At 35.7% G+C, this 15,039-nt stretch carries 9 protein-coding genes; 8 read left to right on the top strand and 1 reads right to left on the bottom strand.

Translation table 11 applies throughout. The features are described 5' to 3' along the window. Positions 1-190: 190 nt before the first annotated feature. Positions 191-1,987, top strand: a complete 1,797-nt coding sequence (gene lepA / locus GGR42_RS09480) for a translation elongation factor 4 (protein ID WP_167963228.1) — start codon at positions 191-193, stop codon at positions 1,985-1,987. Here lepA and GGR42_RS09485 read toward each other — a convergent pair. Continuing rightward, positions 1,984-3,822, bottom strand: coding sequence for a cation:proton antiporter (locus GGR42_RS09485; protein ID WP_167963230.1), 1,839 nt, complete (start codon positions 3,820-3,822; stop codon positions 1,984-1,986). The two genes, lepA and GGR42_RS09485, sit on opposite strands and share 4 nt — an antisense overlap. A gap of 190 nt (positions 3,823-4,012) precedes the next feature. On the opposite strand from GGR42_RS09485, the gene GGR42_RS09490 reads away from it, so the two are divergent. The 7 genes from GGR42_RS09490 to GGR42_RS09520 all read left to right on the top strand — a co-directional run bounded on the left by GGR42_RS09490 (position 4,013) and on the right by GGR42_RS09520 (position 15,028). Next, positions 4,013-4,870, top strand: a complete 858-nt coding sequence (locus tag GGR42_RS09490; protein ID WP_167963232.1) for a universal stress protein — start codon at positions 4,013-4,015, stop codon at positions 4,868-4,870. Between the two features lies 1 nt (position 4,871). Then, entirely contained in the window at positions 4,872-7,115 is a 2,244-nt protein-coding gene (locus tag GGR42_RS09495) for a SulP family inorganic anion transporter (protein ID WP_167963234.1), read from the top strand. Between the two features lie 272 nt (positions 7,116-7,387). After that, positions 7,388-10,135: a PAS domain S-box protein gene (locus GGR42_RS09500; RefSeq protein WP_167963236.1), complete on the top strand. Its 2,748-nt coding sequence runs from the start codon at positions 7,388-7,390 to the stop codon at positions 10,133-10,135. Continuing rightward, complete coding sequence (locus GGR42_RS09505) at positions 10,104-10,499, top strand: response regulator (RefSeq protein ID WP_167963238.1); 396 nt, start codon at positions 10,104-10,106, stop codon at positions 10,497-10,499. Before GGR42_RS09500 ends, GGR42_RS09505 begins: the two co-directional genes overlap by 32 nt. Positions 10,500-10,571: 72 nt before the next feature. Next, entirely contained in the window at positions 10,572-11,432 is an 861-nt protein-coding gene (locus GGR42_RS09510; RefSeq protein ID WP_167963241.1) for an MBL fold metallo-hydrolase, read from the top strand. Positions 11,433-11,538: 106 nt separating this feature from the next. After that, on the top strand, positions 11,539-13,179 hold the full coding sequence (locus tag GGR42_RS09515; protein ID WP_167963243.1) for a S8 family peptidase: 1,641 nt from the start codon (positions 11,539-11,541) through the stop codon (positions 13,177-13,179). A gap of 10 nt (positions 13,180-13,189) precedes the next feature. Then, positions 13,190-15,028, top strand: a complete 1,839-nt coding sequence (locus tag GGR42_RS09520; RefSeq protein ID WP_167964439.1) for a M1 family metallopeptidase — start codon at positions 13,190-13,192, stop codon at positions 15,026-15,028. Positions 15,029-15,039: the final 11 nt, after the last annotated feature.

A 15,039-nucleotide genomic window follows, 5' to 3' on the forward strand; every position in this document is an offset into this window, starting at 1 on the left:
TTGGGGGTTCAGCCTCCAAATCTAAGAAAATATTTAAGTTTTTCTTAACAAAAGAGTATACTTTAACCGCTTTATAGTGCCTACACCATTATTTTCTTCATATTTAGACAATTCCATAATTCTAGGTGCGCAAATAAATTATATTTGCAGTTGCTTAGGCTTTTGCCTGTATGCATTTGTATTTGAGTGTATGAAAAAGATTAGAAATTTCTGTATTATAGCACATATTGACCATGGTAAAAGTACTTTGGCAGACAGGTTATTGGACTTTACGGGAACAGTAACGGAACGTGAAAAACAGGATCAGCTGTTGGACAGTATGGATTTGGAGCGAGAGCGCGGCATTACCATAAAAAGCCATGCTATACAAATGGACTACACCTACAATGGTGAAGAATATATCCTTAATTTGATAGATACCCCTGGCCATGTTGATTTTTCCTATGAAGTATCAAGGTCCATTGCTGCTTGTGAAGGAGCCTTATTGGTTGTAGATGCCGCACAGAGTATTCAAGCTCAGACCATAAGTAACCTGTATTTGGCTTTGGAAAATGATTTGGAAATAATTCCCGTTCTAAACAAAGTGGACCTTCCAAGTGCCAATCCAGAGGAGGTTACAGATGACATTGTAGACTTATTGGGCTGTAGTCCAGATGAGGTTATCCCCGCAAGTGCCAAAACAGGAATTGGGATTGAAGAAATTTTAACGGCTATTATTGAGCGAATCCCCGCCCCAAAAGGAAACCCAGATGAATCCTTACAAGCATTGGTTTTTGATTCTGTTTACAATCCTTTTAGAGGCGTGGAAACGTATTTTAGGGTCATAAATGGGGAAATAAAAAAAGGTCAAAAAATTAAATTTGTTGCTACGGATAAAAGTTATTTTGCGGATGAGGTGGGTACATTAAAACTTGTACAACACCCTAAACAAAGTATTAAAACTGGCGATGTTGGCTACCTTATTACGGGAATAAAAGATGCCAGGGAGGTTAAGGTTGGTGATACCATAACCGACGCCGCAAATCCAACAAAAAATGCCATAGAAGGTTTTGAGGATGTAAAACCAATGGTTTTTGCGGGTATTTATCCCGTTGACACCGAAGATTTTGAAGAACTACGTTCTTCCATGGAGAAATTACAATTAAATGATGCTTCCCTAGTATTTTCCCCTGAGAGCAGTGCAGCCCTTGGTTTTGGTTTCCGTTGTGGATTTTTGGGAATGCTGCACATGGAAATTATTCAAGAGCGTTTGGAGCGTGAGTTTGATATGACGGTAATTACGACCGTCCCCAACGTAAGCTACCATGCCTTTACAAGAAAAGATCCAGAGAAACCAATAATTGTAAACAACCCTTCAGATTTGCCAGACCCTTCCACAATTGATAGGGTTGAAGAACCCTATATTAAAGCCACTATAATTACCAAATCCGATTTTGTGGGAAATGTGATGTCTTTGTGTATCGAGAAAAGAGGTGTTATTACCAATCAAACTTATTTGACCACAGAAAGGGTTGAACTGAATTTTGATATGCCTTTGGCGGAAATTGTTTTTGATTTTTATGATCGATTAAAAACAGTTTCAAAAGGCTATGCTTCCTTTGATTATGCCCCAATTGGAATGCGGTCTTCCAAATTGGTACGTGTGGATATTTTACTGAATTCTCAGCCTGTTGATGCCCTTTCTGCGCTAATACATGCTGACAATGCCGTGAACATAGGTAAAAAAATGTGTGAAAAATTACGCGAACTAATCCCAAGGCAGCAATTTGATATTCCCATACAGGCAGCAATTGGCGCTAAAATTATTTCAAGGGAAACTATTAAAGCGCTAAGAAAAGATGTTACCGCTAAATGTTATGGTGGGGATATTTCCCGTAAAAGAAAACTTTTGGAAAAGCAGAAAAAAGGTAAAAAAAGAATGCGACAAGTAGGGAATGTGGAAATACCCCAACAGGCATTTATGGCTGTTTTAAAGTTAAACGACTAGTTGGGTTTTTCTTCTTTAAACCGTTTGCCCATATAGACCAACTTACTTCCTTTTTCAATGGTGCTGATTTCTGTGCTAAAGGAAGAAATTATTATAAGTTCCCCATCTGGCATTTTTATAAAAATAGGGATTATCTGGTCGTCATCTTTAGTGGTTTCTATAAGCTTATCATAATGGTCCTTGTCATTTAGGTCAATTTCATTTATTGATGGATATTTTCTAACTGTTTCCGTCAGCTTAATAAAATCATCTGTATGGGAAAAAAGCCCCTCTCTAGGATTGTTTTCGGGATTGTTCATTTCATCCGTATTGACCAACCTAAAAGAACCATTTTCACCAAATTGTTTTTTAAACTTGTCTATTACAAAATTGTTAATCTCAGAGTTTCCTGTAAGGGCCATTAAATAGCCTACATCGTTCAGCTCAATATTATCTGTAAGTGAATCGGAATAAACATTGGCGACCATTGCTTCCAATCCAAGTGCTTTTGCTTTTTCCACATTATTCTGGTTGTTGTCTATTACAACCACATGCCTATTGTTCTCCTTTAGGTAGTATGCAATAAGTCTGGACACTTTGGAGGCTCCAATAATTAATATTCCATCAGATTTTTTTAAGAATACTCCTATCCACTTAGCAAAAACCCTTGCTGTTGTGGCATTTAACAAAACTGTTCCCAGTACAATCATAAAAACCAGAGGGGTAATGTATTCCGCTCCCATCTCCCCTTTAGACAATAATTTTGATCCAAATAGTGAAGCGATACCGGCGGCTACGATACCTCTTGGGCCCACCCAGCCAATAAAAAGCTTTTCGTTAAATTTAAGATTGGACCCATGGGCACTGACAAATACTCCCAAAGGACGAACTACAAAAACAATTGCTACAAAAAGAAGAGCTGTTTTCCAATTATAAATAAGCTCTAAATCTGCTATATTGATATTGGCCGCCAAAAGGATAAAGAGAATGGAAATTAATAATACACTAAGCGATTCCTTAAAATATAATAGTTCTTTAAGGTTAGGTAAATCTATATTTCCCATGACCATTCCCATGACCACTACAGCTAAAAGGCCGGATTCATGGGCAAGCATATCCGATAGAACAAAAACCAACAAAACTATAGATAGAGTTGCAACGTTTAATAGATAGTGGGGAATTAATTTCTTTTTAATGGAAAAAGCCAGTGCATGGGCAAATGTGAACCCAAATGTGGTCCCAAAAAGTAAAATCTTGACAAACTCTACCAAAGCGGTCTGAGTGTAACCCTCTCCACCTCCGCCAACACTAATAAATTCATACACCAAAACTGCTGCCAAAGCCCCTATTGGATCAATTAATATTCCTTCCCATTTTAAAACTGTGGATACATCTTTCTTTAAGGGGATGTTTCTTAGAATGGGAGTAATAACCGTGGGTCCCGTTACAATAATCAAGGCTGAAAACAAAAAACTAATTTGCCAGTTTAATCCAAAAATATAGTGTGCTGCCACTCCCGCCCCAAAAAAAGTGATTGCGCTTCCTACAGTAATCAATTTTGTAATAACAGGTCCAACTGTCTTTATTTCTGAGCGCTTTAGAGTCAATCCTCCTTCAAAAAGAATAATACTAATGGCCAATGAAACAAAAAAATAAAGACCTTCCCCTGGGAAAAGCCCTTTTTCTCCGTTCCAAATGGGTTCTATCAATTTGCCACCATCTTCTGTATATAAAGTAGCTATAGGCCCAACTAATAGACCTATTAGAATCAACGGCAAAATAGCGGGCAGTTTTAACCTCCATGCTACCCATTGGGCAATAATTCCAAGGATAATAATTCCTGCAAGTTCTAGCATTGGTTAGTTTTTTAGTTTTCTGTTGCGCATAAATTTAAACATCTTTCATTATTAATTGCTAAACAAGACAAATAGATTTTTAAAGCCACTTGGTATTTCCAAAATAGTTGATGAAACAAATTAGGAATGTATTGCTTTTAAATTGGGGCAACAACTTAATTGTTTTATATTGTCGGCGAAACTTTTTTGAATGAATAATTCAACACAGCCATTTAACACCATATTATTTGGTTTTGCTTTTTCTCCATCTCTTAAAACCAACATTTTAGAAACCTCTAGGGTGGCTCATTTTTTTGACTCTAGGCTTGTTTTGCTGCATGTGGGTAAAAAAACTTTAGAAAAAGAAAGAAATATTGAAGAGCTTCTAAATCAAATAGAGCATAAAAATTTACCCATAGATATAAAATGGGAAGAAGGGGATCCATATGAAATAATTTTAAACAGTTGTAAAGAAGAAAACATTGACCTTTTGATGCTTGGAGCCCTTCAACATGAAAACCTATACCAGTTTTATGTAGGTTCCATTGCAAGAAAACTTACCCGTAAAGTTTGTTGTTCTGTATTATTGCTCATAAAACCTTCCGAAGAAAGGGTTCCCTGCCAACATATTGTGGTAAATGGGCTCGATGCACCTGAAACTCCTGTTGCAATTACAGATGCTTTTTATGTGGCCAATTTATTGGGGTCAAAACAAGTTACAGTAGTGGAAGAAATTAGACAAAAAGAAATTCAAGTCATTGTTGAGGATGATCGATCATTAAAAAAGACCAACATTTTAAAAGAGCGTCTTAAACACAGGGAAGAAAGTCGGGTTCGTAAAATAATAGATGCTTTGCCAAAAGACTTGACACATACTCTAAAAATTAAGACCCAAAGTATTTTCGGAAAAAGAGGGTACTCCATTGGGCATTATGCAGAAGTAGTGAGGGCCGATTTATTGGTTATGAACGCGCCAAAAAAAACCAGTATCCTTGACCGCATTTTCCCTCATGATATTGAATATATCCTATCTGATCTACCAACAGATATTTTAATAATCCGAAATTAAATTGGGGTCAAAAACAAACCATTCAAAAACCTTTATTGGAACCTTACCAAAGAATATTTTTTCTGGGTTTGTGGTTTCGCTTATTGCATTGCCTTTGGGACTGGGACTTGCATTGGCAAGTGAAGCTCCTCCCATCTCTGGTATTATTGCCGCTGTTGTTGGGGGTGTAATTGCTTCCATTTTAGGGGGTTCAAATGTCACCATAACAGGACCCGGAAATGGTTTGGTCATTGTGCTTTTAGGTGCTATAACTACTCTGGGCAATGGTAATATGTACCAAGGATATCTCTTTACTTTGGCAGCAATTGTTGTTTCGGGAGGGTTAATGTTGTTATTGGGCTTTTTAAAAATGGGACGGTTGGCCGATTTTTTTCCTGCTTCCGCAATCGAAGGAATGTTAGCAGCAATTGGCTTGGGCATTTTGTCCAAGCAATTCCATATTATGATTGGCAATAATGCCGAAAAGGGAAGTATTATTGAGCTTTTGTATCGTATTCCCAAGGGGATGATTATGCTCTTTCAGTCCGAAAACCAAAGTATTCTCATAGCCGCTAGTATAGGAATAATTAGTCTGCTTATTATGATATTCTATTCTAAAATTAGGAATAAGTACTTTCAATTGATACCGGCCCCAATGTGGATTTTGATTCTTACCATTGGGTTTGGATATATATATGCCTCTATAGGAAAAGCACACCCACTTAATTCATCTTTTTTAATAAATATACCCGATGATGTTTTTGGAAATATGGCTTTTCCAGATTTTTCCAAAATTGCAAACAAAGACTTTATTCTGGCTGTTTTTGCAATAACCTTGATTGCTAGCATTGAATCACTTTTGAGTATTAAAGCAGTAGATAAATTGGACCCACAAAACAGGAGGTCAAATGTAAACAAAGACCTAAAGGCATTGGGCTTTGCAACAATTGTAAGTGGTTTGTTGGGGGGATTAAATGTTGTAGCCGTCATTGCTAGAAGCTCTGTGAACGTTAATAACGGGGCTACCAATAGGTCTGCCAATTTCTTTCATTCGCTCTTCCTAGTGGCCTTTGTTCTTCTTTTTCAAGAACAGTTAAAAATGATTCCTTTGGCCGCTTTGGCTGCAATTTTGGTTTACACTGGCTATAAGTTGGCCACCCCAAAGACTTTACGTAAAATTGCCAAAATTGGAAGAGAGCAAATTGTAATTTTTTTGGTCACCTTAATCACCACATTGTTCACCAACTTAATTACGGGCATAGCGGCCGGTATCTTAATTACTATCGTAATTCATATTTTCATAAATAAAGGAGGGAGACTTTTTATAAGCCATCTTTTTAAGCCTAATGTTCTAATGTTCAAGGAAAGTGATGGCGGAAATTATTATGTAAGCGTAAAATATTTCTGTAGTTTCTTAAATTTTTATCGCCTAAAAAACAAGTTGGATGCTATTTCGGAGCATGAAGAAGTTGTCTTGGATTTTTCTATGTGTAGTTTTGTTGATCACACTGCAATGGAAGGTTTAGAGAATTATATGGCCTCCTTTGAAAAAAGAGGGGGTAATTTTGAAGTCATTGGACTGGATAAGCATGATACGGGCTCCAAACATCCTTTTGCGATAAGGAAAGTGATTCCTTTTGCCTCCTTAAAGCCCATTGAGCGTTATTTTACCAAAAGACAACAATCATTAAAGACAACTGCCAAAGAATTTAATTGGAAGTATATACCTAAGAAGAATACAAACAGTTTTTTCTTGTCTGACTTTGTTTTTTTTAATGCTCGGGAAATAAGTTATTTCTATAACAATATTGTTGATCAAAACGGTCAACAACAAGTCCTTGATGTAGAATTTACCGAAGGTGCGTTCTATGCACGGGAAGTCGTTAAAACTACTGTGATGCATATAAAATTACAGAAAGAAATACCCGTATTTACTCTGGACAAAGAAGGTCTTTTACATATAATCTATAGTTTGGCCGGATTTAAGGATATAAAAATTGAAAACCACCCAGATTTCAACAAACGCTTTTATTTAAAAGCAGAAAACCAAGCCCAAATATCCTCCTTATTTACAGATGAGCTTATTCTTTTCTTTGAAAGCCACCCTTATTATCATGTAGAATCCAATGGAACATCATTATTGATTTTAAAGAAAGAACGCCTTTTAAGTGTTCGTGAAGTAAAGGCAATGATATATTTTGGACAATTACTTTATAAGTTGTTGCAAAATTGCGAAAATGTGTCAAATTCGCTAAAAAACAATTAATATATTTAATTAAACAGCCATTAATTTGCGAAATATTTATTATCTTCTGTGTTATATGGAAAATATCTCTATTGTGAAATTCTATGGTAAGGTTTTAAATGAATAAGGAAATTCAAAATTTAGTGTTCATGTTGTTAAAGAATAATCTTACATTGCACGAAAAAAAAATTTTTCATTAAAATTTCCATTGCGAAAACTGGGTGATGTGGTTTGCATTTAATTTGAAGGGAATATTTTATTAGATAGATTTTTAAGCACACTCTTAAGTCTATATGAAATTATTAAAGAATATTACTTTTTTCAAAAACCCCATCTTGTTTGGGATATTGGTTTTTTCATTGGTGTTGCTTCTTACACAAATAATTACCTCACAACAGTATTTGCTTTTTAAAAGCATAGAACAGGATAAAATTGACAGACAGGCCGTTTTGATTGAAGAAGGTTTGCAGGATGTTATGCGTCAACATTTTACTTCGACACAAACACTTGCTTTTATTGTGGAGCAATATGGTGTTCCTTCAAATTTTGACAGTATTTCCAAAATCCTTCTAAATACCAACAAACATGTAGATGCCTTGGAGCTTGTTAACAGTGAAGGGACTATAACACATGTGTACCCTTATAAAGACAATGAAGTGGTCGGGTTTAATATTTTAAAAGACTCTTTGGGAAAAAAGGGGGCAATCGCCACTATTGAACGAAAGGATTTTTTTATTGCGGGCCCCCTAAAGTTAAAACAAGGTGGGAGCGGTTTTATAAGCAGAACTCCTATTTTTAATAGTAAGGGTGCTTTTAAAGGGTTTACCTCTTCGGTTCTTAAATTATCAACACTTTTAAAAGCTGCTCACTTAGACTCTCTAAGCAGTAGTCCTTTTTCCTATTGTCTAGCAAAAATAAACGCAGACAAATCAGAAGAGGTTTTTTTCTCATATGGTAGTGCCTCAACCAAAAAAAATATTAGCATTCCTATTAAGTTTAACCAAGCGGAGTTTGTTCTGTACGTTATTTCCAATAATAGAGTCACCTTTTTAACGGTTTTTGCTTTTATACTTTTAGGTTTTATAATATCCTTATTGGCGGGCTTCTTTACTTGGCACTTGGCAAGGCAGCCAAGAAAATTAAATAGAATGGTCAAGGAAAAAACTACTTTATTATATGAAAGTGAAGAAAAGTTTAGAACCTTGGTAGAGCAAGCTTCTGATGGTATTTTTATATCAGACCTTAAGGGGAACCTAATTGATGTTAACATACGCGGTACCAAAATGTTTAATTATTCCAAAGAAGAATTGTTGAATCTTGGAATAAAGGATATTATAGTATCCAAAGATTTGAAAACTAACCCTCTTAAATTAAAAGAATTGGTCCAAGGTGAAATAATTCTAAGTGAACGAAAGATGCTTCGTAAAGATGGAAGCACGTTCTTCGGGGAAATAAATGCTAAAATGTTGCCCAATTCCACTTTCCAAGGAATTATTAGGGATATTACAGAACGCAAAGAATTGGAAATAGCACTAAAAAGCAATTTGGATAAATTTAGTAAGGCTTTTAACAGTGGCACTGTGGGAATGGTGATTTTTAACCAAGATAAGCAAGTTGCCGACATCAATGATTTTCTTTTAAACCTACTTGGGAGGTCTAGGAATGAAGTAGTCGGTAAAACTTTTACAGAAATTGGGTTTTTAAAAGATAATGATAGTATTTTAAGAGAAAAGGTTTTACAAGAAGTGAAAAACAAAGGGAAGGTATCCCAGATGGATGTAGCGCTCAACACAAAAAAAGGAGATCTTCTACATTTTATTTTTTCCGCGGAACCATACCAAATTGATAAAGCCGTCTATGTTCTTAGCACGTTTATTGATCAAACAGAGGCTAAAAAAGCCCAAAAGAAAGTTGAAGAAAGCGAAGAGAAGTTCTCAAAAGCATTTCACAACAATTTAATGGGTGTTTTAATCATGGATAGTGAGAGAAAGATTATTGAAGTAAACAATAGGGTTACAAAAGTATTGGGTGTAACTAGAGATAAAATGCTTGGTAAGACCATAACGGAATCAGGGGCATTAAAATTAAAACCAAACAATACTGATCAAAGAAATAATTTGCTCAAAAAGTTACAGAAAAAAGGTCAAATCATTAATGAGGAGGTTACCTACACTTTAAATACTGGGAAGAAAATATCTGCTCTAATATCTGTTGAGCCATTTATTTTTGATGATTCGCAAAACTTTCTTGTTACCATTATGGACAATACAAGCCGGAAAGAGGCTGAAGATAAGTTGGAGGCACAAAATTTAGAGCTTAAAAAAACCAATTCCGAACTAGATCGTTTTGTTTATAGCGCATCACATGAGTTACGCGCCCCACTTACCTCTGTCATGGGTTTAATTCATATTACTCTAATGGAAGAGGATAAGCCAGAGCTGATAGAGAAGCTTAATATGATGGGGAATTCCTTAAAACGTTTGGACAATTTTATAAAAGATATTATTCAATATTCTCGAAACAGTCACCTTAAGGTTAATTTGGAAAAAATAAATTTTGAAAATTTAATTAAGGAGTCTCTAGAGAACTTATGGTACCTAGAAAATAGGAGCGATATACAAATCGAAACAAATCTAAATGATTCTGTAGATTTTGTGTCAGACAAAAAAAGAATATCTGTACTACTGGATAACTTTATTTCCAATGCTATTAAATATCATAATATTGAACAGCCAAACCCAACAATTTGGATTAAAATTAAAACAAGCAAAACGAAAGCAATTATTGAAATCCATGACAACGGACCGGGCATACCAGATGAGCACTTGGATAAAATATTTAACATGTTTTACCGCGTTTCATCAAAAATTATGGGAACCGGAATAGGCTTATTTATTGTAAAAGAAATAGTGGATAAACTAAATGGATCAATAAAAGTTGAATCAAAGCCAGATGATGGAACAAAATTTATTATAACATTGCCCAATCAGCAAAAAAAATTAAACACTTATGAAGCCAAAAAAAATAGTATTAATAGATGATTCGGAAATAGATAATTATATCAATAAGGCAATTATTAAAAAAGTTGGTGATGAGCTAGAAATTCTATCATTTACTTCTGGAATAGAAGCTCTCGAATACTTGGAGGAATTACAAAATGATTTGGGTGAATTTCCTGATTTCATTTTTTTAGACATACGAATGCCCGAAATGGACGGCTTTGAGTTTTTGGATGAGTACATCAAATTACCAGAAAAAGTAAAAGACAAATGCAATGTCTTTATTTTAAGTTCTTCACTAGATCCTATTGACAAGGAAAAGACAAAACAATATAAAGATGTACAAAAACATCTTACAAAGCCTCTTGTTCATCACCCAATTGAGAAATTTATTTTAGGCGAATAGATTAATTATGGTCTTATAAATTATTAATTTAGGCTAAAATATTGTTTCCCTTTTGGCCAGCATTCAACCTGCATGAAATTATACCCCATTGAAACAGGAAATTTTAAATTGGATGGCGGAGCCATGTTTGGTGTTGTTCCAAAAACACTCTGGAGTAGAACAAACCCTGCGGACAACAACAATTTAATTGATATTGCCGCAAGAAGTCTTCTGGTTGAAGATGGAAATAAATTGATTTTAATTGATACTGGGATTGGGGACAAACAATCAGATAAGTTTTTTAGTTACTACCATAGGTGGGGAAACCATTCATTGGAAACCTCTCTAAAGCAAAATGGTTTTCAAAAGGATGATATTACCGATGTCTTTATGACGCATCTTCATTTTGATCATTGCGGCGGAAGCATTCGGTGGAATAAAGACAGAACCGGCTATGAACCCGCTTTTAAAAATGCCACTTTTTGGACAAATGAAAATCATTGGGAATGGGCTACCAAACCAAACCCCAGAGAAAAACCTTCTTTTTTAAAGGAAAACTTATTGCCCATGCAAGAAAGCGGGCAGCTCAAGTTCATTAAAAAAGGGGAAAGCTCTTTTTTAAATGAATCTGAACTGGGTTTTGGTATTCTTTTTGTGGATGGCCATACAGACAAACAAATGATTCCACATATAAAATATAAAGGTAAAACCATAGTGTTTATGGCAGACCTGCTGCCAACAGTGGGCCATATCCCCATACCATATATAACAGGTTATGATACCCGGCCCTTATTGTCCATGAATGAGAAAGAGCTTTTTATGAACAATGCCATTGAAAATAACTATTATCTGTTTCTAGAACATGATGCCCACAATGAGCTATGTACAGTAAAACATACCGATAGAGGCCCAAGACTTGATAACACGCATACTTTTTCCTCTATTTTTAACTAATTTTCCAAAATTTTTACAGCATTATTTTCCTAATCAATTGTTCCTTTTTATGAAATCATTAAATAAAAGTAAATTTGCACCTAATTATATAGAAAAAATCCCCGTTATGACATTTAGATTATCCTATTGTGGTGTTTTTGCCGCATTTTTTTTGCTTATTGGTTGTGGTTCTACGTCTTTGGTAACCACTCCTATTGAAAATATAGATACAATTCCATTAAAAATAGCAGACCTCACAGGGGCTGAAAAAAGGAATTGGGGTCATTTGGACCTTTTAAAGGATACAATTCCTGGAATGAGTATTGATAAAGCTTACTCCGAAATCATTGGAAGAAAAAAAGGTAAAAAAGTTATTGTTGCCGTTTTGGACTCAGGAGTGGATTTAGAGCATGAAGACCTAGATGATGTGCTTTGGACAAACACCAAAGAGATTAAAGGAAATGGAAAAGATGATGATCAAAATGGATACATAGATGACATTCATGGTTACAACTTTTTAGGAGAATCCTACAATGAACAATTAGAGTACACGCGTATTCTTAGACTTAAATTGGGAGATGCTGTGCTACAAGCAAAAGCAAAAGCAGAATTAGATAAAGAGTATCAAAAAGCACTACAAAACAAGCAGCAATATGAGCAAATTTTACAAGCAGTAAAAAATGCTGATGCAGCCGTACAAAAAGAATTGGGCAAAGAGACCTATACAAAAAAAGAATTAGCTTCCATTAAAACGGAAGATCAGGCAATGCAACAAAACATTTCCATTCTAATGCAAATGTATAATTATGCCGATTCTATTCCAGAGGTATTAGAAGAGCTAACTGGAGGCATAAAACACTTTGTAGAACAACTTAATTATAATTTAAAAGTTGATTTTGATGGAAGGGCAGTCGTTGGGGACGACCCATATGATATTACTGATACTGGTTATGGTAATGGAAATCCGCAGGCTATTGGCGAAGATGAAGACCATGGCAGCCATGTAGCAGGAATCATTGCGGCAGAAAGAAATAATGGTATTGGAGCAAATGGGGTGGCCAACAATGTTGCCATAATGAGCATTAGGGCTGTCCCGAATGGTGATGAATATGATAAAGATATTGCCTTGGGGATTAGATATGCCGTGGACAATGGTGCAAAAATAATTAACGGCAGTTTTGGAAAGTCGTTTTCTCCAAAAGCTGAGTGGGTATATGATGCCATAAAATATGCAGCAGCCAATGATGTATTGATCATACATGCCGCAGGAAATGATGGAAAAGATTTGGACAACCCTTCTAACCCCAATTTTCCAAACGATCAAATAAATAATGGGGCAGAAATAGCGGACAACCTAATAACCGTTGGGGCTTTAGACTCCAAATATGGCTCAGAGGTTGTGGCTTCTTATTCCAATTATGGGGCTATAAATGTGGATATTTTTGCGCCAGGCACAGATATTTATTCAACTATTCCAAATAATAAGTATGAATTTATGCCTGGAACATCCATGGCCGCCCCAGCTGTTGCGGGAATTGCGGCTCTTATACGTTCCCAATATCCAAAACTAACAGCTCCAGAGGTGAAAAACATCATCATGCAGTCGGGATTAAGCATTAAAACACCTGTTATCTTAAGCGGTGATGCTTCTAAAACAACTACTTTTGATAAGATTTCAAAATCAGGAAAAATTGCAAACGCCTATAATGCCCTTATAATGGCAGAAATGGTTTCAAAAGGAAAAATAAATAGCTATGAAGGAGAATAAGAAGTTTTTAATGACATTGTTTTTTGTTGGCCTATTTGTCTTTGTAAATGGCCAAAACATTTCTAATTATTGGCAACAGCATGTAGATTATGCAATGGATGTGCAAATGGATGTTGAAAACTATCAATATACCGGCACGCAAAAATTGGTCTATACCAATAATTCGCCCGATGAGATAAAGCGAGTCTATTATCATCTATATTTCAATGCTTTTCAGCCAGGAAGTGAAATGGATATAAGATTACAAAACATTGAGGATCCTGATGGTAGAATGTTTGTGGATGGCAAAAGCAGAATAGCTCATTTGCAAAAAGATGAACAGGGCTATCTTCACGTGTCTAGTTTAACTCAAGATGGGGAAGAATTATCTTTTGAGGAAGAGGGAACTGTTTTGGTCGTAGATTTAGCGAAACCTATTCCCTCTGGAGGCAAGACCACTTTTGATATGGTTTTTTCCGGACAAGTTCCATTACAAATTAGGCGTTCTGGCCGCAATAATAAAGATGGTGTAGCGCTTTCTATGAGCCAATGGTACCCTAAAATGGCAGAATACGATTTTGAGGGCTGGCATGCAGACCCATATATTGCAAGAGAGTTTCATGGTGTTTGGGGAGATTTTGATGTTAAGCTTACTATTGATAAAGACTATATAGTGGGTGGTACAGGATATTTACAAAACCCAGAAGAAATAGGCCATGGGTATGAAACTTCTGGAGCAAAAATTAAAAAACAGAAGGGAAGAACACTTACATGGCACTTTAAAGCCCCAATGGTTCATGATTTTATGTGGGCAGCTGATCCAGAATATGTGCACGATACCTTACAGATGGAAAATGGTCCCATGCTTCATTTCTTTTATAAGAGCGACCCAAAATTTGTGGATACTTGGAAAGCCGTACAGCCCATGACAGAAAAAGCAATGGCCTTTTTCAACAAAAACATTGGAGAATATCCTTATGAACAATATTCGGTTATCCAGGGAGGTGATGGTGGCATGGAATATGCCATGGCCACCCTTATAACAGGTGGTGATAAGCCCGGAAGTGTCATTGGCACAATGATTCATGAGTTGGCACATTCTTGGTTTCAACATGTTTTAGCTACAAATGAAGCCAAGCATTCTTGGATGGATGAGGGTTTTACAAGTTTTATTTCCGCACTTTGTAGTAATGAAATTAGGGATTCTAAAAAAGAGAACCCTTTTGAAGGATCATATAAAGGCTACTATTATCTGGTAAACTCTGGCAAGGAACAACCACAGACCACACATTCTGATCGTTATAACTCAAATATGCCCTATGGCATAGCCGCCTATAGTAAAGGAGCGGTTTTCTTGTCTCAGTTAGGGTATGTAATTGGCCAAGATAAATTAATGGAAACTATCAGAAAATATTATGAAGATTTTAAATTTAAACACCCTGTCCCCAATGATATAAAAAGAACTGCTGAAAAAGTTTCTGGCATGGAACTAGATTGGTACTTAACGGATTGGACACAAACCACCAACACAATAGATTATAATATAAAAGAAGTGATTGCTGATGGTGATAAAACCAAAATCATTTTGGAAAGAATTGGACTTATGCCCATGCCAATAGATCTTTTAGTGGCATATTCAGATGGAACCAAAGAAACATTCTACATGCCTTTACAAATGATGCGTGGAGAAAAAGAAAATCCATATCCAACAATTAACAGAACCGTATTAAAAGATTGGCCTTGGACAAATCCAACATATGAATTTGTAATTGATAGACCTCTGGGCGATGTATTGGCAATACTTATAGACCCTTCTCAATTAATGGCGGATATTAACCCGAATAACAATATATATCAAGCTCAGGAATAATAAAATTGCGC

The organism is Saonia flava (assembly GCF_011927795.1).
In the GTDB taxonomy this organism is placed as follows: Bacteria; Bacteroidota; Bacteroidia; order Flavobacteriales; family Flavobacteriaceae; genus Saonia; species Saonia flava.